At 62.7% G+C, this 21,070-nt stretch carries 16 protein-coding genes; 11 read left to right on the forward strand and 5 right to left on the reverse strand.

The annotated features are described in order from the left end of the window. Nucleotides 1-66 precede the first annotated feature (66 nt). The 7 genes from ABRP30_RS08340 (at nt 67) to ABRP30_RS08370 (ending at nt 8,311) form a co-directional block, all read left to right on the forward strand. Nucleotides 67-504, forward strand: coding sequence for a hypothetical protein (locus ABRP30_RS08340; RefSeq protein ID WP_267822274.1), 438 nt, complete (start codon nt 67-69; stop codon nt 502-504). 487 nt (nt 505-991) lie between these two features. Then, on the forward strand, nt 992-3,139 hold the full coding sequence (gene fadB / locus ABRP30_RS08345; RefSeq protein ID WP_267822276.1) for a fatty acid oxidation complex subunit alpha FadB: 2,148 nt from the start codon (nt 992-994) through the stop codon (nt 3,137-3,139). A gap of 40 nt (nt 3,140-3,179) precedes the next feature. Continuing rightward, nucleotides 3,180-4,355 carry an acetyl-CoA C-acyltransferase FadA gene (gene fadA / locus ABRP30_RS08350; protein WP_003248768.1) on the forward strand — a complete coding sequence of 392 codons (1,176 nt, stop codon included), beginning with the start codon at nt 3,180-3,182 and terminating at the stop codon, nt 4,353-4,355. Nucleotides 4,356-4,434: 79 nt separating this feature from the next. After that, nucleotides 4,435-4,686 (forward strand): DUF1653 domain-containing protein, encoded by a 252-nt coding sequence (locus tag ABRP30_RS08355; RefSeq protein ID WP_241803164.1) that lies wholly within the window; start codon nt 4,435-4,437, stop codon nt 4,684-4,686. A 100-nt stretch (nt 4,687-4,786) separates the two neighbouring features. Next, on the forward strand, nt 4,787-7,396 hold the full coding sequence (gene topA, locus ABRP30_RS08360; protein ID WP_241803165.1) for a type I DNA topoisomerase: 2,610 nt from the start codon (nt 4,787-4,789) through the stop codon (nt 7,394-7,396). Between the two features lie 115 nt (nt 7,397-7,511). Then, nucleotides 7,512-8,027, forward strand: a complete 516-nt coding sequence (locus ABRP30_RS08365; protein WP_267822279.1) for a DUF6586 family protein — start codon at nt 7,512-7,514, stop codon at nt 8,025-8,027. A 50-nt stretch (nt 8,028-8,077) separates the two neighbouring features. Beyond that, on the forward strand, nt 8,078-8,311 hold the full coding sequence (locus ABRP30_RS08370; protein ID WP_267822281.1) for a hypothetical protein: 234 nt from the start codon (nt 8,078-8,080) through the stop codon (nt 8,309-8,311). Between the two features lie 38 nt (nt 8,312-8,349). Here the strand turns inward: ABRP30_RS08370 and sulA are convergent, their stop codons facing one another. Together sulA and lexA are read right to left on the reverse strand one after the other, a co-directional pair. Next, nucleotides 8,350-8,826: an SOS-induced cell division inhibitor SulA gene (gene sulA / locus ABRP30_RS08375; RefSeq protein ID WP_267822284.1), complete on the reverse strand. Its 477-nt coding sequence runs from the start codon at nt 8,824-8,826 to the stop codon at nt 8,350-8,352. 13 nt (nt 8,827-8,839) lie between these two features. Then, nucleotides 8,840-9,448 (reverse strand): transcriptional repressor LexA, encoded by a 609-nt coding sequence (lexA, locus tag ABRP30_RS08380; protein WP_012313564.1) that lies wholly within the window; start codon nt 9,446-9,448, stop codon nt 8,840-8,842. Nucleotides 9,449-9,669: 221 nt separating this feature from the next. On the opposite strand from lexA, the gene ABRP30_RS08385 reads away from it, so the two are divergent. From ABRP30_RS08385 to nagZ, 3 genes are read left to right on the forward strand one after another with little or no spacing between them, the layout of a single operon-like run. Beyond that, the gene (locus ABRP30_RS08385) at nt 9,670-10,377 is read left to right on the forward strand and encodes a TetR/AcrR family transcriptional regulator (RefSeq protein ID WP_039601793.1); all 708 of its coding nucleotides are present in this window, start codon (nt 9,670-9,672) and stop codon (nt 10,375-10,377) included. 40 nt (nt 10,378-10,417) lie between these two features. Continuing rightward, nucleotides 10,418-10,939, forward strand: a complete 522-nt coding sequence (locus ABRP30_RS08390; protein WP_349974580.1) for a L,D-transpeptidase — start codon at nt 10,418-10,420, stop codon at nt 10,937-10,939. A 25-nt stretch (nt 10,940-10,964) separates the two neighbouring features. Continuing rightward, complete coding sequence (gene nagZ, locus ABRP30_RS08395; RefSeq protein WP_267823918.1) at nt 10,965-11,963, forward strand: beta-N-acetylhexosaminidase; 999 nt, start codon at nt 10,965-10,967, stop codon at nt 11,961-11,963. 86 nt (nt 11,964-12,049) lie between these two features. Here nagZ and ABRP30_RS08400 read toward each other — a convergent pair whose 3' ends face one another. Genes ABRP30_RS08400 through mfd form a run of 3 tightly spaced genes read right to left on the reverse strand, consistent with a single transcriptional unit; the run spans nt 12,050 to nt 19,409 of the window. After that, entirely contained in the window at nt 12,050-15,376 is a 3,327-nt protein-coding gene (locus ABRP30_RS08400; RefSeq protein WP_349974579.1) for a DEAD/DEAH box helicase, read from the reverse strand. Nucleotide 15,377: 1 nt separating this feature from the next. Further along, nucleotides 15,378-15,950 (reverse strand): CsiV family protein, encoded by a 573-nt coding sequence (locus ABRP30_RS08405; RefSeq protein ID WP_241803171.1) that lies wholly within the window; start codon nt 15,948-15,950, stop codon nt 15,378-15,380. Between the two features lie 9 nt (nt 15,951-15,959). Further along, nucleotides 15,960-19,409 (reverse strand): transcription-repair coupling factor, encoded by a 3,450-nt coding sequence (mfd, locus tag ABRP30_RS08410; RefSeq protein WP_267822292.1) that lies wholly within the window; start codon nt 19,407-19,409, stop codon nt 15,960-15,962. Between the two features lie 168 nt (nt 19,410-19,577). Between mfd and ABRP30_RS08415 the strand changes: the two genes are divergently transcribed. Continuing rightward, nucleotides 19,578-21,041, forward strand: a complete 1,464-nt coding sequence (locus tag ABRP30_RS08415; protein WP_267823920.1) for a glyceraldehyde-3-phosphate dehydrogenase — start codon at nt 19,578-19,580, stop codon at nt 21,039-21,041. Nucleotides 21,042-21,070 lie beyond the last annotated feature (29 nt).

Below are 21,070 nucleotides of genomic sequence, written 5' to 3' on the forward strand. Positions count from 1 at the left end.
TTCGGGCGGGTCTTGCGTGAAACTGAGTAACCCGCTCATTTGCAACGCTTTATGGGATCTACAGATATGACGGTATTGCTGGTGGTGTCAATCCTTGCGCTGATTCTCAGCCCGTTCGCCTGGCTGCGTCAGTCGCGCAAGCAAGGTGAGCAGATGAGCCTGCGCCTGGAGGCGCGGCGCATGGGGCTGGCCATGCAACTGGCGCCGCAGCAGTGGCCGCACTGGCTGGAAAAAGAGCCGCCCAGCCCTTGCCCGCAGTACCATCGGGCGCGCAGGCGTGGGCATGAAGACAGCTGGTGCTACTGGCAAGTCAGCCCGGGTGTGTGGTGCAACCAGTGGCGTGAAGTGTGTGAGGTCGCGCGCCTGAATGAGGTTTTCTCGCGGCTGCCGGGCACCGTCTACAAGGTCGAGGCCGACAAGCGCATGCTCGCGCTTTATTGGAGCGAGCGAGGTGACAAATCTGTGTTGCAGGATATTGCCTACGCGTTTGAAACCCTCGCCTGACATCCCTTGAACGACAAAGCGGCAACCTGGCACCCGCCCGCAAGGGGTGAATGCCAGGTTGCCGCTTTGTCGTTTCTGCTGCGCAGAAAAGGCCAGGCAGGCCGGGAATTTCTTCAAGCAGGTGGCAGTGTAGCCATCCTGGAGCGCTGCGTAGCGAAAAAATGCAATGGCCTCCTTTTTGTGGTCAATCGCTGACATGAATGATCAGTGATCACTGTCACCATGATTAACACCCATACCCTACAAAATGACCGGAAAGTCGCATTTTCACGGTGTCTGTAAGCATTTGACAACGCCGACCTTTTCGGAGAATGTGTGCATACCCAAATCAAACGGGCGTATGAATTGAGCGTTTGTATGTCACATCGCTCATCCAGAATCCCGACTAGCGCGCTGACGGGTGTGCCTGGGCAGAAGCAGCGAAGCGCTGCTTTTCCACCAGCGATCGGCGTGTACAGTTCAGCTTCCATATCGTGGAGATCAGTTGATGATTTACGAAGGTAAAGCCATCACGGTTAAGGCTCTTGAAAGCGGCATCGTCGAACTGAAGTTCGACCTCAAGGGTGAGTCCGTCAACAAGTTCAATCGCCTGACCCTGGACGAGCTGCGCCAAGCCGTCGAAGCCATAAAGGCCGACGCCTCGGTGAAGGGCGTGATCGTCAGCAGCGGCAAGGACGTGTTCATCGTCGGCGCCGACATCACCGAGTTCGTCGACAACTTCAAGCTGCCCGAGGCCGAACTGGTTGCCGGCAATCTGGAAGCCAACCGCATCTTCAACGCGTTCGAAGACCTCGAAGTGCCGACCGTTGCCGCCATCAACGGCATCGCCCTGGGCGGTGGCCTGGAAATGTGCCTGGCGGCCGACTATCGGGTCATGTCCACCTCCGCGAAGATCGGCCTGCCGGAAGTCAAGCTGGGCATCTACCCAGGCTTCGGCGGTACCGTGCGCCTGCCGCGCCTGATCGGTTCGGACAACGCCATCGAGTGGATTGCCGCCGGCAAGGAAAACCGTGCTGAAGACGCCCTGAAGGTCGGTGCCGTCGATGCTGTGGTTGCCCCTGAACTGCTGCAGGCGGGTGCCCTGGACCTGGTCAAGCGCGCAATCAGTGGCGAGTTGGATTACAAGGCCAAGCGCCAGCCCAAGCTGGAAAAGCTCAAGCTCAATGCCATCGAGCAGATGATGGCCTTCGAGACTGCCAAGGGCTTCGTGGCTGGCCAGGCCGGCCCGAACTACCCGGCGCCTGTCGAAGCCATCAAGTCGATCCAGAAGGCTGCCAACTTCGGTCGCGACAAGGCGCTGGAGGTCGAGGCAGCAGGCTTTGCCAAGCTGGCCAAGACTTCGGTTGCCCAAAGCCTGGTCGGCCTGTTCCTGAACGATCAGGAGCTCAAGCGCAAAGCCAAGGCCCACGACGAAATCGCTCACGATGTCAAACAGGCTGCCGTGCTCGGCGCTGGCATCATGGGTGGCGGCATTGCTTACCAGTCGGCGGTCAAGGGTACCCCGATCCTGATGAAGGACATCCGCGAGGAAGCCATCCAGCTGGGCCTCAACGAGGCGTCCAAGCTGCTCGGCAACCGCGTCGAAAAAGGCCGCCTGACCCCGGCGAAAATGGCCGAGGCACTCAACGCCATTCGCCCGACACTATCCTACGGTGATTTCGCCAACGTCGACATCGTCGTCGAGGCCGTGGTCGAGAACCCCAAGGTCAAGCAGGCAGTGCTCGCTGAAGTGGAAGGCCAGGTGAAAGAGGATGCGATCCTTGCGTCCAACACCTCGACCATCTCCATCAACCTGCTGGCCAAGGCGCTCAAGCGCCCCGAGAACTTCGTCGGCATGCACTTCTTCAACCCGGTGCACATGATGCCGCTGGTCGAAGTCATCCGTGGCGAAAAGTCCAGTGAAGTGGCGGTTGCGACCACCGTGGCCTACGCCAAGAAGATGGGCAAGAACCCGATCGTGGTCAACGATTGCCCGGGCTTTTTGGTCAACCGCGTGCTGTTCCCGTACTTCGGCGGCTTTGCCAAGCTGGTCAGCGCCGGTGTCGACTTCGTGCGCATCGACAAGGTCATGGAGAAGTTCGGCTGGCCGATGGGCCCGGCCTACCTGATGGACGTGGTCGGCATCGACACCGGCCACCACGGCCGCGATGTGATGGCCGAAGGCTTCCCGGACCGCATGAAGGACGAGCGCCGCTCGGCTGTCGACGCCCTGTATGAGGCCAATCGTCTGGGCCAGAAGAACGGCAAGGGTTTCTACGCCTACGAAACCGACAAGCGTGGCAAGCCGAAGAAGGTGTTCGACGCCACCGTGCTCGATGTGCTCAAGCCGATCGTCTTCGAGCAGCGTGAAGTCACTGACGAAGACATCATCAACTGGATGATGGTCCCGCTGTGCCTGGAGACCGTGCGCTGCCTGGAAGACGGCATCGTCGAAACCGCTGCCGAAGCGGACATGGGCCTGGTATACGGCATTGGTTTCCCTCCGTTCCGTGGTGGTGCGCTGCGTTACATCGATTCGATCGGTGTGGCCGAATTCGTTGCCCTGGCCGACCAGTACGCCGATCTGGGGCCGCTGTACCACCCGACCGCGAAGCTGCGCGAAATGGCCAAGAATGGCCAGCGCTTCTTCAGCTGAGCAGCCAACGCCTTTGAGAGAGTAGAGCGAGATTATTGATATGAGCCTCAATCCAAGAGACGTGGTGATTGTCGACTTCGGTCGCACCCCGATGGGCCGCTCCAAGGGTGGCATGCATCGCAACACCCGTGCTGAAGACATGTCTGCGCACCTGATCAGCAAGCTGCTGGAGCGCAACGGCAAGGTCGACCCGAAAGAAGTCGAGGACGTGATCTGGGGTTGCGTCAACCAGACCCTGGAACAGGGCTGGAACATCGCCCGCATGGCGTCGTTGATGACCCAGATCCCGCACACCTCGGCCGCCCAGACCGTCAGCCGCCTGTGCGGCTCGTCGATGAGCGCGCTGCACACCGCCGCCCAGGCGATCATGACCGGCAACGGCGACGTGTTCGTGGTCGGTGGTGTCGAGCACATGGGGCACGTCAGCATGATGCATGGCGTGGACCCCAACCCGCACCTGTCCTTGCACGCTGCCAAGGCTTCCGGGATGATGGGCCTGACTGCCGAGATGCTCGGCAAGATGCACGGCATCACCCGTGAACAGCAGGACCTGTTCGGCCTGCGCTCGCACCAGCTCGCCCACAAAGCGACTGTGGAAGGCAAGTTCAAGGACGAGATCATCCCGATGCAGGGCTATGACGAGAACGGTTTCCTGAAAGTCTTCGACTTCGACGAGACCATTCGCCCGGAAACCACCCTTGAAGGCCTGGCATCGCTCAAGCCTGCGTTCAACCCCAAAGGTGGTACGGTCACAGCCGGTACTTCGTCGCAGATCACCGATGGCGCTTCGTGCATGATCGTCATGTCCGGCCAGCGCGCGATGGACCTCGGTATCCAGCCATTGGCGGTGATCCGCTCCATGGCGGTCGCTGGCGTTGACCCGGCGATCATGGGCTACGGCCCTGTGCCGTCGACCCAGAAAGCCCTCAAGCGCGCAGGGCTGACCATGGCTGATATCGACTTCATCGAGCTCAATGAAGCCTTTGCTGCACAGGCCCTGCCCGTGCTCAAAGATTTGAAAGTGCTCGACAAGATGGATGAGAAGGTTAACCTGCACGGCGGCGCAATTGCCTTGGGTCACCCGTTCGGTTGCTCCGGGGCACGCATTTCCGGCACCCTGCTCAACGTCATGAAGCAAAATGGCGGTACGTTGGGCGTGGCCACCATGTGCGTCGGCCTCGGTCAGGGCATCACCACTGTCTTCGAACGCGTCTGATCGCGTAGCGGGACAGCAGCCGGGGCCTTGTGCCCCGGCTTTTGTTTTTTACAGAATTTGTTTCAAGAGGGAAGGCGACATGCAGATACAACCAGGCGTATACCGGCATTACAAAGGGCCTGAGTACCGTGTCTTCAGTGTCGCACGGCACTCCGAAAGCGAAGAGTGGATGGTTTTCTACCAATGCCTGTATGGTGACTACAGCTTCTGGGTACGACCACTTTCGATGTTCCAGGAGTCAGTCGAGGTTGACGGCGAGCAGGTGCCACGCTTTGCTTTGGTCAAGGCCGAAGAAGGGTTGCCTGAGCTGCTTGGCAAGGCGCGCGAGTGAACGACCGCGCTTGACCTCACTCTATTGCCACTATATATAGCGGTGCCGCGTCCGGCACCTGACGCGTTCTTCATCTTCAGATTCAGGAATACTCCGATCCATGGGCAAATCGCTGGTCATTGTGGAATCCCCGGCCAAGGCCAAGACCATCAACAAGTACCTGGGCAACCAGTACGTGGTGAAGTCGAGTATCGGCCACATCCGTGACCTCCCCACCAGCGGTTCGGCCAGCGCCAGCAAAGAGCCGGCCGCCAAGCGTGGTAAGGCTGCGGGTGAGGCTCCGGCCCTGTCGCCCAAAGAAAAGGCCCGTCGCCAGCTGGTGGCGCGCATGGGCGTCGACCCCGAGCACGGCTGGAAGGCCAAGTACGAGATCCTGCCTGGCAAGGAAAAGGTGATCGACGAGTTGCGCCGGCTGGCCAAGGATGCTGACACCATCTATCTCGCAACCGACTTGGACCGCGAAGGGGAGGCCATCGCCTGGCACCTGCGCGAGGCCATCGGTGGAGACGACACCCGCTACAAGCGTGTGGTGTTCAACGAAATCACCAAAAAGGCCATCCAGGATGCGTTCTCGCAGCCCGGCGAGCTCGATATCGATCGTGTCAATGCCCAGCAGGCGCGCCGCTTCCTGGACCGCGTGGTGGGCTACATGGTCTCGCCGCTGCTGTGGGCCAAGATCGCCCGTGGCCTCTCGGCCGGGCGTGTCCAGTCGGTGGCTGTGAAGCTGGTGGTCGAGCGTGAGCGCGAGATCCGCGCCTTCATTCCGGAAGAGTACTGGGAAGTGCACGCCGACCTTGGCACCGCCAAGCAAGCCAAGGTGCGTTTCGAGGTGACCCGCGAGAAGGGCGAGGCATTCAAGCCGCTGAACGAAGCCCAGGCCATGGCTGCGCTGAGCAAGCTCAAGGCGTCCAGCTACAGCGTGGTCAAGCGTGAAGACCGCCCGACCAGCAGCAAGCCGTCGGCACCGTTCATCACCTCCACCCTGCAACAGGCTGCGAGCAACCGCCTGGGCTTCGGTGTGAAGAAGACCATGATGATGGCTCAGCGGCTTTACGAAGCAGGCTACATCACCTACATGCGTACCGACTCGACCAACCTGTCGGTCGACGCGCTGGACATGGCGCGCAGTTACATCGAGCGCGAGTTCGGCAAGCAGTACCTGCCCGAGGCACCGCTGGTGTACGGCAGCAAGGAAGGCGCTCAGGAGGCCCACGAAGCGATTCGTCCTTCCGACGTCAACACGCACCCAACCAAGCTCAGCGGCATGGAACGTGACGCCGAGCGCCTCTACGAACTGATCTGGCGCCAATTCCTCGCCTGCCAGATGCCGCCTGCCCAGTACCTGTCCACCAGCGTGACCGTGGCTGCCGGTGATTTCGAGCTGCGTGCCAAAGGTCGCATCCTCAAGTTCGACGGTTACACCCGTGTGTTGCCGCAGCAGAGCAAGCCAGGCGAAGATGACGTGTTGCCGGAAATGGTCCAGGGTGAGGCGCTCAAGCTGATCCAGATCGACCCCAGCCAGCACTTCACCAAGCCACCTGCGCGCTTCACCGAAGCCAGCCTGGTCAAGGAAATGGAAAAGCGCGGCATCGGTCGCCCTTCGACGTATGCGGCGATCATTTCCACCATCCAGGACCGCGGCTACGTCACGCTGCACAACCGCCGCTTCTACTCCGAGAAAATGGGCGACATCGTTACCGAGCGCCTGTCGGAAAGCTTCGCCAACCTGATGGACTACGGCTTCACCGCGGACATGGAGGAGAACCTCGATGACGTGGCCCAGGGCGAGCGCGACTGGAAAAACGTGCTGGACGAGTTCTACGGCGACTTCAGCAAGAAGCTGCTGACGGCCGAGTCCGCCGAGCACGGCATGCGTGCCAACCAGCCGACCATGACCAACATTCCGTGCAAGGAATGTGGGCGTCCGATGATGATCCGCACTGCCTCCACCGGCGTGTTCCTGGGTTGCTCGGGTTACAGCCTGCCGCCCAAAGAGCGCTGCAAGGCCACCGTCAACCTGGTGCCGGGCGATGAAATCGCTGCGGATGACGAAGGTGAGTCGGAGTCGCGCGTGCTGTTGGGCAAGCACCGCTGCCCGATCTGCTCCACGGCCATGGATGCTTACCTGCTCGACGAGAAGCACAAGCTGCATATCTGCGGTAACAACCCTGATTGCGTCGGCTACGAGATCGAAGAGGGCAGTTACCGCATCAAGGGTTACGAAGGGCCGAGCCTGGAGTGTGACAAGTGCGGCAGCGAGATGCAGCTCAAGACCGGCCGCTTCGGCAAGTTCTTCGGTTGCACCAACCCGGCGTGCAAGAACACCCGCAAGCTGCTCAAGAGCGGCGAGGCGGCTCCACCCAAGATGGACAAGGTGGACATGCCAGAGCTCAAGTGCGAGAAGGTCGACGACACCTATGTGCTGCGTGATGGTGCTTCTGGGTTGTTCCTGGCAGCCAGCCAGTTCCCCAAGAACCGCGAGACCCGTGCACCGCTGGTCATGGAGATCGTGCCGCACAAGCACGAGATTGACCCCAAGTACCACTTCCTGTGCGATGCGCCGCAGAAGGATCCGGAAGGTCGCCCGGCAGTGATCCGCTACAGCCGCAAGACCAAGGAGCAATACGTGCAGTCCGAGGTCGATGGCAAGCCTACCGGCTGGAAGGCGTTCTACGACGGCAATGCCTGGAAGGTCGAAGACAAGCGCTGATTGTTTCAGCGACGAGATTGGGGCCGCTTAGCGGCCCCATTTCATGGGTGACAAGTACATCTCGATCCCTGAAACTGCAGGTATTCGCCTTGCAGCCTTAGGGAGGTCACTCGAGATGGCCCAGGAACTCTACACCCGCACCAACCAGAAGCTTTTCTTCGCCGGCCTCGCCCTCGAGTCCATGGCCAAGGCTGCCGACAGCCAGGCCATGAATGCACAAGGCCTTGTGCAGGCCGAGCGTGAGGCTGCTCTATTCCACCTGTATGGTGCGTTATTGGGCTTGTGTCACGAGATTGGTGGCTTCTACCGCCTGCCAGCGGCGTCCAGCGTCGAGCAACTGCTCGCCGATGATGCCCTGAATGACATTGCCATCCCCGAAGTGGCTGAGTTGCTGGAGCTGTCCAGGCAGCGGGAGACCTGGCTGGCGCAACTGCTCACTGCTTATGCCGATTTGTTCCGACCACCGGTCGCGAAGAAAACCGCAAAAACCGATGTCACCCAGCCACTCATTCTGGCCGTCAATCTCGACGAACCCGAGCAGGCTGCGCTGTCGCGTGACGATCTGGAAAGCTGGCGCAACAACCTGAAAGGCTTGGTGAGACGATTCCGTGACGCGTTGAGTGAGTGCTGATCTTCGCCCTGGCTGGTACAATGCTCGCCTTTCGCGGAGAACAGCCCTTTATGTCTACGTCTTTTCTGGAAATTGTCGAGTTGCCTGATGGCCGAATCGAACTGCGTCGTGCCGAGGACGAAGGCTCCCTGGTAACCCTGGATTTCTCGGAAGACGCCAAGGTATTCCTGCAGGGGCAACACGTTGAAGTTGCCAAGGCCATGCTGAGTGTGGGCGTGCAGATGGCGGGGCGCCTCATGGATGGCGAACTCGACCGTGACGAAGGGCCGCGCGTACTTCACTGATACCCCGGTTGTTTCGGGTTACAGGCAAAGCCTGAACATCAGCCGAGGCGGATGTTCAGGCTTTGTGCGTTTCCGGCACTGGCTGCACGCACCAGCTGCTGCCGCGCAGTGGCATTGACGCTGCCAAGCCAGCTGACCACGGTATGGCTGCGGCCAAGGCGCAGGGCGTCACAGGCCAATTGCAGTGGGCTCTGGTTGCCACGCGGTTGCAGCAGCAGAATGCGCTCGCGGTTGAGCCCGGCATCACGCAACCAGGCCTGGGTCAGGCTGCCCGGTGGTGCAATAAGCGTCAGCCAGCGGGCCTCCTGCTCTTCGCTCAGTTCGCGCAGCACCGGTGCCAGCAAGGTGTGGCAATGGTCGGGGGCGCCACGCAGGGACAGTTCACTGAACAGGCCCGGTTCGCTGTTCTTGCGCGCCTGTTCGCTGGCCTTCAGGCCTGGCAGGACCGGTTGGGCGAGGAAGGCTTCGAACAGTGGAAGCTGTACCTGTTGTTGTGCTTGGACGAACTGTTGCATGACGCCTCCTGGTTCAGCGGCGAATAACGCCGACACTCAAGCCTTCGATCACCATTTCCTGCTCTTTCAGGTCGACTTCGATAGGGGCGAAATCGGGGTTTTCGGCGATCAGCCAGACCTTGCTGCCTTCGCGTTTGAAACGCTTGACGGTCACTTCATCGCCGATGCGGGCGACGACGATCTGCCCGTTACGGGCCTCACGGCAGGTGTGCACAGCCAGCAGGTCGCCGTCGAAGATGCCGACGTCCTTCATGCTCATGCCGTGTACGCGCAGCAGGTAGTCGGCGCGCGGGTGGAAGAAGGATGGATTGATGTTGCAAGATTGTTCGATGTGCTGCTCGGCAAGGATAGGTGCACCGGCTGCGACCCGGCCGATGATCGGTAGGCCGTTTTCTTCGGCCTTGGCCTCAAAGCCGGGGATGCGGATGCCGCGGGATGCGCCTGGGGTCATCTCGATCGCGCCTTTGCGCGCGAGGGCCTTGAGGTGCTCCTCGGCGGCATTGGGCGACTTGAAGCCCAGCTCCTGAGCGATCTCTGCGCGCGTCGGCGGAAAGCCGTTGTCTTCGAGGCAACGTTTGATGAAGGCCAGGATTTCGGCTTGGCGGGGCGTCAGTTTCAACATGGCGGGCGCTCTGTCTTTTTATACAGTGACTGGGATTATATACAGTACTGGATACGCTGCAAGCGCAATGCGATAAGAAAAAGCCGTGCGCCATCCCTCTTAGCGCTTGCAGCTAGCAGCCCGGCGCTTTCTAATGGCGACCGCACAGTCACCGAGCCTTGACATCAGCAGGCCTGAAACGTATGTTTCAAACACCTGTTTGTCTGTCTGGCGGAGTAGTCATGGCCCAATCGGAAACCGTTGAACGCATTCTCGATGCTGCCGAGCAGCTGTTCGCGGAAAGGGGGTTCGCGGAAACCTCGTTGCGGCTGATTACCAGCAAGGCCGGGGTCAACCTGGCGGCGGTCAATTACCATTTCGGTTCCAAGAAGGCGCTGATCCAGGCGGTCTTCTCCCGTTTCCTCGGGCCTTTCTGCGCCAGCCTCGAACGTGAACTCGAGCGTCGTCAAGGCAAGCCTGAGCAAAAGCCCAGCCTTGAGGAACTGCTGGAAATGCTCGTGGAGCAGGCGCTGGTGGTGCAGCCGCGCAGCAACAACGACCTGTCGATCTTCATGCGCCTGCTGGGCCTTGCGTTCAGCCAGAGCCAGGGGCACCTGCGGCGCTACCTGGAAGACATGTATGGCAAGGTGTTCCGCCGCTACATGTTGCTGGTCAATGAAGCCGCGCCGCGCATTCCGCCGCTCGAGCTGTTCTGGCGGGTGCACTTCATGCTCGGTGCTGCGGCGTTCAGCATGTCCGGCATCAAGGCATTGCGCGCCATTGCCGAAACCGACTTTGGTATCAACACCTCCATAGAGCAGGTCATGCGCCTGATGGTACCGTTCCTGGCCGCGGGCATGCGCGCCGACAGCGGTGTCACCGACGAGGCGATGGCCACCGCGCAGCTGCGCCCGCGCAGCAAAACCGGCAGCACCACCGCCAAGGCCTGAAGGCTGGGCGGGGCAGGGCGCTTGGGCTAAGCTAGCGCCCATGCCTGACCTCGATCTGCTGCACATCTCCCTCGCTGACCAGTGCCTCTATGGCTTTGCCAAGGGGCAGTTGTGCCTGCGCCTGGCAGTGTCGACCGCACGCAATGGGGCCGGTGAGGGTAATGGCTCGGGCTGCACGCCGCGTGGCCTGCACCAGGTGCGCGCGAAGATCGGCGCGGGCTTGCCGCTCAATGCCGTGCTGCGCGGGCGGCGCTGGACCGGTGAGGTCTGGTCGCCGGCGTTGCACGCACAGTACCCCGGGCGTGACTGGGTCCTTACCCGCATTCTCTGGCTCAGCGGTTGCGAGGCCGGCGTCAATCGTCTGGGCGCGGTGGACACGTTCCGCCGCTCTATCTATCTGCATGGCACGCCCGACACGGAACCCTTGGGCATACCGCTGTCCCATGGCTGCATTCGGCTGCGCAACACCGATCTGCTTGGCCTGTTCGAACGCGTACCGGTGCATTGCCCGGTGCGTATCGATGAGGCCGCATGCCCCCAGTGGGCTTCTTTAAGTCTGTAATGAAGGATTTCCTATGACCGTCAGCCTGCAAGGCTCCCTGATGGTGGATATCGCCGGTAAATGGCTGACCGCCGAAGACCGCCAACTCCTGCGCCAGCCGGAAGTGGCTGGCCTGATCATCTTTGCCCGCAACATCGACAGCCCGCGCCAGGTGCGTGAGCTGTGCGCGTCCATCCGCGCCATTCGCCCCGATCTGATTCTGGCCGTCGACCAGGAGGGCGGCCGTGTGCAGCGTTTGCGTCAGGGCTTCGTGCGCCTGCCAGCCATGCGCGCGATCGCCGATAACGCCAACGCCGAATACCTCGCCGAGCAGTGCGGTTGGTTGATGGCCACTGAAGTGCTGGCGGTTGGCCTGGACCTGAGCTTCGCTCCCGTGCTCGACCTGGACCACCAGCGCAGCGCCGTGGTCGGAAGCCGCGCGTTCGAGGGCGACCCGCAACGTGCCACGCAGTTGGCTGGCGCCTTCATCCGTGGGATGAATGCAGCGGGTATGGCTGCCTGTGGCAAGCATTTCCCGGGGCATGGCTGGGCGGAGGCGGACTCCCACGTGGCCATTCCTACGGACGAGCGCAGCCTTGAGCAACTGCGCCAGGCCGATCTGGTGCCGTTCAGCCGCCTCAGCGGGCAGCTGGCAGCAGTGATGCCGGCGCATGTCATCTATCCGCAGGTAGACAACCAGCCGGCCGGGTTCTCGCGTCGTTGGTTGCAGGAGGTTCTGCGCGGCGAACTGGGCTTTGACGGGGTGATCTTCAGTGACGACCTGTCGATGGCGGGTGCGCATGTGGTCGGCGATGCGGCTAACCGGATCGAGGCGGCGCTGAGTGCCGGTTGTGACATGGGCCTGGTGTGCAACGACCGGGCGGCGGCAGAGCTGGCGTTGAGCGCGGCGCAGCGGCTCAAGGTCAAGCCGTCGCCGCGCATTGCACGGATGCGCGGGCAGGGCTTCGCGCGCACCGACTACCGCCAGCAGCCGCGTTGGCTGGAGGCGCTGGGGGCGTTGCGCGAGGCGCAATTGGTCGATTGACTGTGCCGGCCCCACAGGTATCCCGCTGCTGTTCACAGCAGTGAAAGTCCTGTGGGGCTTGTCCGCGCAGCCGCCAGGGCTGGCTGCTAGCGCCCGCGCTTTGCAGGCAGCGGGGCAAACAGCGCCTCGATTTCTTCATCCCCCAGGCGCCACTGCCCAGCCTCTGCACCATCAAGCAAGCTTGTCGCCAGGGCTGCTTTTTCCTGCTGCAGGTGCTGTATCTTCTCTTCAACCGTGCCGCGCGTGATCAGCTTGAACACGAACACCGGCTTGTCCTGGCCGATGCGGTAGGCGCGGTCGGTCGCCTGGTTCTCGCTGGCCGGGTTCCACCACGGGTCGAAGTGAATCACGGTGTCGGCAGCGGTCAGATTCAGCCCCACGCCGCCGGCCTTGAGGCTGATCAGGAACACTTCGCTGTCGCCCTGCTGGAACTGCTGCACCGGTGTGCGCCGGTCACGGGTGTCGCCGGTGAGCAGGCTGTAGCGGATCTTGCGCTTGTGCAGCTCTTGTTCGATCAATGCCAGCATCGAGGTGAACTGAGAGAACAGCAGCACCCGGCGGCCTTCGCTGAGCAGTTCTTCGAGCATGTCCAGCAGCGCGCCGAGCTTGCCCTTGTCAGCCTGATTGCCCTTGGTCTCGACCCCTTTGACCAGGCGCAAATCGCAACACACCTGGCGTAGCTTGAGCAGGGCATCGAGGATCACGATCTGGCTGCGTGCCGCGCCATTGCGGGCGATTTCGTCGCGCACTTTCTTGTCCATCGCCACGCGCACGGCCTCGTAGGTATCACGCTGGGCGTCGCTGAGTTCGACCCAATGGACCACTTCGGTCTTGGGAGGCAATTCGGTCGCTACCTGCTCCTTGGTGCGGCGCAGCAGGAACGGGCGGATGCGGGTGACCAGATGCGCCAGCCGTTCGGTATCGCCGTGGCGTTCGATAGGCGTTCGGTAATCCTGATTGAAGCGCTTGAGCTCACCCAGCCAGCCGGGCATGAGGAAGTGGAAGATCGACCACAGCTCGCCCAGGTTGTTTTCCATTGGCGTGCCGGTCAGGCACACGCGTTGGTTGGCCTGCAGCTCGCAGACGGCCTGGGCGGCCTTGCTGGTGCTGCTCTTGATGTTCTGCGCCTCGTCCAGCACCAGCACGCTCCACTGCTGCGCGCGCAGGTGCTCCAGGTCGCGCGGCACCAGGGCGTAGGTGGTCAGTACCAGGTCGTATTCGTGCAGCTTGGCGAAATGTTTGCTGCGCCCGGGGCCGTGCAAGGCCAGGACGCGCAGGCCGGGCGCGAAGCGTTGGGCTTCGTCGAGCCAGTTGGGCACCAGGCTGGTCGGCATCACTGCCAGGGCAGGGTCGGCGAGACGCCCGTTCTGCTTTTCCAGCAGCAGGTGGGCGAGGGCCTGCAAGGTCTTGCCCAGGCCCATGTCGTCGCCAAGGATGCCGCCGGTGCCCATTTCGCGCAGGGCCTGCAACCAGTTCAGGCCCTGTTGCTGATAGGGGCGCAAGGTGGCGTTGAGCGCTGCGGGCGGCGTGATCTGCAGGTCGCGGGCATCGCGCAGGCGCCGGCCCAGGTCGCGCACATGGGCGCCACCTTCCCAGTGCAGGGGCAAGTGGTCGATGTCGTTCAGGCGTGCCGCGTCGGCGCGGTCCAGGCGCAGGGTGGTGCCGACGTTGTCCTCGTGCAGGTACAGTTCACCGAGGGTGCCCATGACCGACTTGATTCGCCCGTAGGGCAGGGCGACGCGCAGCGCTGGGGCGTCCAGCCGGCCGCGATTGAGGTCGATCAGCAGGTGCTCGTCGTCGCTGCGTCGGGCCAGCTCGCTGGGCCGTAGCAGCTCGGGGTTGCTGCGCAGCAGCTGCAGCACGATTGGCAGCAGGCTGTGGCGCTCGCCTTCGACGACGATGCCCAGCTCCAGGTCGAACCATTCGTGGCCGGGCGCTTCGTCGATGCTGGCGTACCAGTCATCCACTTCATGCAGGTTGAAGGCGAAGTCGCGGTGGATATCGACCTCCCAGCCCGCCTCGCGCAGGCGCGGCAGGCCGTCGCGGGCGAAGCGCAGCCAGGCTTCGTCGTCGGGCAACTGCAGCATTTCGCCCGCGCTGTCGGGCAGCGCTTTGCTCTGCCGGGTGGCGGGCTTGAAGCCCAGCTCGCGCAGCACCTTGCGCAGCGCCTGCTCGGCCGCGGGCTGGCGGCGGATGCGCTGGCTGGTGGCATCCACCAGTCGGGTCAATGGCTTGTCGTCGCTGCCACTGGCGCGCAGCCCATCGTAGTCGAACGCGAGGGCGGCGCGGTGTTGCATCTGGCGCTGCATGCGCCCGGTCTTGGGCATGTAGGCGCTGAATTCAAGGCTGCCCAGGGTCAGCCGGCCCTTGGGCTGAATGTTGTCGATCTGTTCGGTGGTCACGGCGGTGGGGGTGGGGACCTGCCGGTTCAAGGCGTTCAATCGATGACTCAAAGGTACTACCAGGTGTTCAGGTACGGTCGGTGCGCGTGCGAGCTGGCTGGCGATGAAAGGGTCCAGGTCATGCTGCAGTTCGCCGGCCTGATGCGAATGGGGGTCGATGTAGTGCAATGGCTCGATGGGCAGTACCTGCAGCGGCAGCTGCTGGTCATGGTGCCAGGCGCCCCTGTAGCTGCCGTTGTCCAATCTGACCCAGCGGAACTCGGCACGCCGTTGTGGCCCGGCATGCAACGGCGTGGGGTCGTCTTCAAACAACAGGCGCCCGGTGGCCAAGGCGTAGCTGAAAAGCTCCGCACCTTGCTTGCCTTCCAGTTGCGCCACGGGCGTGATCGTTTTGCTGCGGGCATCGATCAGGCGTAACAGCCGGGCGTCGTCCTGGGTGACGTACCGGGGGGTGTAGTAGATCATCTCTGGCATCGAGGTGATGCGGCCGACTTTCAGCGTACCGTCGCTTTGCGGCGTGCCCTTTATTGGCTCGAGCTGAAAATGTTCGCGGTCCCTGTGAATGCGGTAGTAGATCGCCGGGCCTTTGCGTGCAGGCTCGCTGGCGGCTGCAGCCTGAGAAGGCGATTCGAGCCCTTGCACCCACAGGTTCAGGTCGGGCGGCAGCGACAGCGCAGCGTGTTCTGCGCTGGCGGCTCCGTCGAGCGCTCTGCCTTCGAGCTCCAGTTGCAGCAACGCGGCGACGCAGTGCTTGCAATCTGACCCTACCGGGCAGGAGCAGCCCCCGAAGACGCGCAGCTCACCGCGACTCAACGCCAGCTTGATGTCCTGATGGTAAACCTGGCCTGCCGAGCCTTTGCACATTGCCTCGATGCTATGGCCCTTCACCGAAAGGATGCGCGTGCGTTCCTGCGCTGCATATTTACGGCCTCGGGACAATGCGCCAGCGTCGAAGCAATCGACCCAGTCCGGGTGGTCTCTGAGCAGTTGCCGTGCGTCGCCATCACTCACATCACTGCTCCATCAGCTCCGGGTCCATCACCGGCATCTTCCGAGTGCCTGGCGGGGTGATCTTCAGCAGCACCGCCAGGTGGCCGCCATCGAGGAAGGTCAGCTGGCCACCCTTGATGGTGCTGTTGCTCTGTTTGAACTGCTCGCTCTTGAGCACATTGCCATTGCTGTCGAGCTGGTTGACCCAGAAGTTGGCCTCCACGGCGATGAAGCGCCCTTCGGTGATGCTCAGGTTGCCTTCGATCGGGAAATGGCCGAACTGCTCCTGGCCATCAGCCAGGGCGATGCGGCTTGGCGCGTTGCCGACCTGCTGCTGCCAGGCCTTGTGCAGCAGCACGGTGTAGTCGGCCGTGGCTTGCAGGCGGGTGGCTTCATCTTCCAGCGCCAGTGGGCGTTCGGCGCTCTTTTCCAGGGGCTGAGCGCCGGCGCTCCAGTCCTCGGGCGCGTAAGGGCTGGTGAAGGCCGGCACGCTGTTCTGCCGCACAAGCATCATTTCCACCTGATAAAGGCCTTCAGCGAAGGCAGCCGGCGCGAACAGCGCAAGCAACAAGGTCAGGCAACGGATGGCACGCATGGATCTTCCTTAGGCTGTCTGTGGTGTCAGGCGCTCGAACAGCGCCTCCAGAGTGTTGAAACGTTCGTCGGGCCGCTCCATCGGTACCAGGAAGCGGAACTGGGTTGCACCTTCGAACTTGTAGCGTTTGGGCTGGCCCTGGATCAGCTTGATCAGGGTCAGCGGGTCGACCGGGGTTTCGGCCTCGAACTCGAGCTTGCCGCCGTTCGGGCCGGCATCGACTTTCTTGATGCCGAGCTTTTCCGCCTGCAGCTTGAGCTGGGTCAGGCGCATCAGGTTCTTGGTCGGCTCGGGCAGCAGGCCGAAGCGGTCGATCATCTCCACTTGCAGGTCCTTGAGGCCCTCTTCGTCAGCCGCCGAGGCGATGCGCTTGTAGAGGATCAGCCGCGCATGCACGTCGGGCAGGTAGTCCTCGGGGATCAGTGCCGGCAGGCGCAGGTTGATTTCCGGGCCGCCGCCCAGCGGCTGCTCCAGGTTCGGCTGAGTGCCCTTGCGAATGGCCTTGACCGCTCGTTCGAGCATTTCCATGTAAAGGGTAAAGCCCACCGCCTGGATCTGCCCGCTCTGGCCTTCGCCCAGCAGCTCGCCGGCGCCGCGGATTTCCAGGTCGTTGGTGGCCAGCACGAAACCGGCGCCCAGGTCCTGGGTGTTGGCAATGGCTTCCAGGCGTTTCTCGGCGTCGGCGCTCACTTTCTGGCGCGCTGGTGTCAGCAGGTAGGCGTAGGCCTGGTGGTGGCTGCGGCCGACCCGGCCACGCAACTGGTGAAGCTGGGCCAGGCCGAACTTGTCGGCACGCTCGATGACGATGGTGTTGGCGCTGGGCACGTCGATGCCGGTCTCGATGATGGTCGAGGCGATCAGCACGTTGAAGCGCTTGTGATAGAAGTCGCTCATCACCTGTTCCAGCTCGCGCTCGCGCATCTGCCCGTGGCCGATGCCGATGCGCGCTTCGGGTACCAGTTCGGCAAGGTCGGCGGCGCATTTTTCGATGGTTTTCACATCGTTGTGCAGGTAGTACACCTGGCCGCCGCGCAGCAGTTCACGCAGCAGGGCTTCTTTGACCGTGCTGTTGTTCTGCTCCATGACGAAGGTGCGCACCGACAGGCGCCGTGCCGGCGGCGTGGCGATGATGGACAGGTCGCGCATGCCGGCCACGGCCATGTTCAGCGTTCGCGGGATCGGTGTGGCGGTCAGGGTGAGGATGTCCACCTCGCTGCGCAGGGCCTTGAGCTGCTCCTTCTGGCGTACGCCAAAGCGGTGCTCTTCGTCGATCACCACCAGGCCAAGGTCCTTGAAGCGCACGTCGTCCTGCAGCAGCTTGTGCGTGCCGATCAGGATGTCGATCTTGCCTTCGGCCAGGTCCGCTGCAGCACTGGCCACTTCCTTGGCCGACTTGAAGCGGCTCATCACCTCGACCGTCACCGGCCAGTCGGCGAAGCGGTCGCGGAAGCTGTTGTAGTGCTGCTGGGCAAGCAGGGTGGTAGGCACCAGCACCGCGACCTGACGGCCGCTGTGCACGGCGATGAAGGCCGCGCGCATCGCCACCTCGGTCTTGCCGAAGCCGACGTCGCCGCACACCAGGCGGTCCATCGGCTTGGCGGCAAGCATGTCGGCGCGCACGGCTTCGATGGCGTTCTGTTGGTCGGGGGTTTCCTCGAAGGGGAAGCCGGCGCTGAAAGTGGCATAGTCGGCCGCCGGGTCGGCGAAGGCGTAGCCCTTGCGAGCGGCGCGGCGGGCGTAGATGTCGAGCAGCTCGGCGGCCACGTCGCGGACCTGTTCGGCGGCTTTGCGCTTGGCTTTTTGCCAGGCTTCAGAGCCCAGCCGGTGCAGCGGTGCCAGGGCATCATCGCTGCCGGTGTAGCGGGCGATCAGGTGCAGGTTGGCCACCGGGACATAGAGCTTGGCGCCCTCGGCGTATTCCAGGGTCAGGAACTCCGCGGCCTGGCCGTCGATTTCCAGGGTGGCCAGGCCCAGGTAGCGGCCCACGCCATGGTCGATGTGCACCACCGGCGCGCCTTCGCGCAGCTCGGTCAGGTTTTTGATCACCGCATCATTGGCGGCCTCGCCGCGCTTGTCGCGGCGCCGGCGCTGCATCACGCGTTGGCCGAACAGCGGGCTTTCGGCCACCAGGGCGACGGCCGGGTCTTCGAGCAGCAGGCCGTCATCCAGTGGCGCAATGGTGATCGCCAGGCGCTGGCTGCCGGTGATGAAGTCGGCCCAGCCCTCGACTGTCTGCGGCCTCAGCTTGAGGCGCTCGAGCAGCTCCAGCAACACCTCGCGACGGCCCGCCGATTCGGCGGTGAACAGCACCCGGCCGTTGAACTGGTCGAGGAAGTCGGACAACGCCGCCAGCGGCTGGTTGGCTTTGGCTTCGATGGCCAGGTTGGGCAGGGTGCGAGCGGGGAAGCGCTCGCGGCCGACGCCAGGCTCGAGATCCTCGGCACTGACCACCACGCGCGGCCATTGCTTGAGCTGGGCGAAGCAGTCCTCCACCGGCAGGAACAGCTCAGAAGGCGGCAGCAGTGGACGGCTCAGGTCGCCGCGGCGGTCTTCGTAACGGCCGCGCACGTCGTTCCAGAAGTGCTCGGCAGCCTGCTCCACGCCCGGCAGCGAGAACACCTGGGTGTCGCTTGGCAGGTAGTCGAACAGGGTCGAGGTTTCTTCGAAGAACAGCGGCAGGTAGTACTCGATGCCGGCGGGAATGATGCCGCTGGCCAGGTCCTGGAAGATCGCGCTGCGGCGGAAGTCGACATCGAAACGCTCACGGAAGCGCGCCTTGAAGCGTGTCACTTCCTCTTTCTGCATGGGGAATTCGCGTGCTGGCAGCAGGCGGATCGAGTCGACCTTGTCGATCGAGCGCTGGGTCTCCGGGTCGAAAGTGCGCAGGGTCTCGATCTCATCGTCGAACAGGTCGATGCGATAGGGCAGCTTGCTGCCCATCGGGAACAGGTCGATCAGCGCGCCGCGCACGGCGAACTCGCCATGCTCGTAGACCGTGTCGACGCAGCGATAGCCCGTGGCCTCCAGGCGCGAGCGCATCTGCTCTACGTCGATGGTCTGGCCGACGTCCAGCACCAGGCTGCTGCCGAGCAAAAAGCGCGTTGGGGCCAGGCGGTGCAGGGCCGTGGTGATCGGCACCACGAGGATGCCGTGGCTCAGCTCCGGCAACCGGTAGAGGCTGGAGATGCGTTGGGAAATGATGTCCTGGTGCGGTGAGAACAGGTCGTAGGGCAGGGTTTCCCAATCCGGGAACGGCAGTACCGGAAGGCCGGGGGCGAAGAAGCGCAGCTCCTGCTCCAGACGGTCGGCAGCCTGGCTGTCGGCCGTCAGCAGCAGGGTGAAGCGGCCAGCGCTGCTGGCGGCTTCGGCGATGGCAAGGCTGAGGGCGGCACCGGGCAGGTTGCCCCAGGTTTGTTTGCCGGCCGTAGCCGACATTTGCGGTAGGCGCAGAACTGACACGGGAGATTGCACTCCAAGCGTTGCGGCAAAGAGACCGATTGTACCGGTGCCGGTGCGTGCTGTCAGGCTCGGAAAGGGCATGAGCACGGGCTTTGGCTGCCACGACAGGCGCTCATTGCCGGTTACGCGTTGGGGCGTCATAATGTAGCCCCTTTTTTCTCCCCCTACATGTGGAAGGTTCCCGTGACTCAGAAGCCCGACCAGTGTCTTGGTGAGTGGATCGATCGTGAAGCTCTGGCTGAAGCGATGATCCCGCTTATCGGTCAGCTCTACCGCAACAACAACGTGGTGAGCTCGATCTATGGCCGCAGCCTGATCAACCGTTCGGTTATCTCGATCCTCAAGGCCCACCGCTTTGCGCGTCACCGTCAGACCGACGAAACCGAACTGTCCGTCCACGAGACATTCCCCCTGCTCAAAGCCATGAGCGAGCTGAAACTGGGCGCCGCTTCGGTCGACCTGGGCAAGCTGGCCAACAAGTTCAAACAGCAAGGCAATGGCAAGACCGCCGAGCAGTTCGTGCGTGAAGAACTGGCCGAGGTCGTGGGCCAGCAGAACGCATCCGCGCGCAAGGGCACCGACGTTGTCCTGTACGGTTTCGGCCGCATCGGCCGCCTGCTGGCGCGCATCCTGATCGAGAAGACCGGTGGTGGCGACGGCCTGCGCCTGCGTGCCATCGTTGTGCGCAAGGGTGCCGAAAACGACCTGGTCAAGCGCGCCAGCCTGCTGCGCCGTGACTCGGTGCACGGCCCGTTCGATGGCACCATCACCATCGACGAAGCCAACAACACCATCACTGCCAACGGCAACCTGATCCAGATCATCTACGCCAAGAACCCGAGCGAAGTCGATTACACCCAGTACGGCATCGAAAACGCCCTGATCGTCGACAACACCGGCGTATGGCGTGATGCCGACGGCCTCGGTCAGCACCTGGCCTGCCCAGGCGCTGCCCGCGTGATCCTCACTGCACCTGGCAAGGGCGCGCTGAAGAACATCGTGCACGGCATCAACCACGGTGACATCACCGCCGAGGACAAGATCATCTCGGCAGCTTCGTGCACCACCAACGCCATCGTGCCGGTGCTCAAGGCCATCAACGACCAGTACGGCATCGTCAATGGTCACGTCGAAACCGTTCACTCGTTCACCAACGACCAGAACCTGATCGACAACTTCCACAAGGGCAGCCGTCGTGGCCGCGCCGCGCCGCTGAACATGGTCATCACCGAAACCGGTGCTGCCACCGCTGCCGCCAAGGCGCTGCCAGTGCTCAAGGGCAAGCTGACCGGCAACGCCATTCGCGTCCCGACACCGAACGTGTCGATGGCCATCCTGAATCTGAACCTGGAAAAGGCCACCAACCGCGAAGAAATCAACGAGTACCTGCGCCAGACCGCCATGCACTCGGAGCTGCACAAGCAGATCGATTACGTCAGCTCGCAGGAAGTGGTTTCCACCGACTTCGTAGGCTCGCGCCACGCGGGTGTGGTTGACGCTGAAGCGACCATCGCCAACGATAACCGCGTTGTCCTGTACGTCTGGTACGACAACGAATTCGGTTACAGCTGCCAGGTGGTTCGCGTGATGGAAGACATGGCTGGTGTGAACCCGCCTGCGTTTCCACGCTAATTCGCTTGTAAGGCAATGAAAAAACGGGA

This window comes from Pseudomonas sp. WHRI 8519 (assembly GCF_040224055.2).
In the GTDB taxonomy this organism is placed as follows: domain Bacteria; phylum Pseudomonadota; class Gammaproteobacteria; order Pseudomonadales; family Pseudomonadaceae; genus Aquipseudomonas; species Aquipseudomonas putida_X.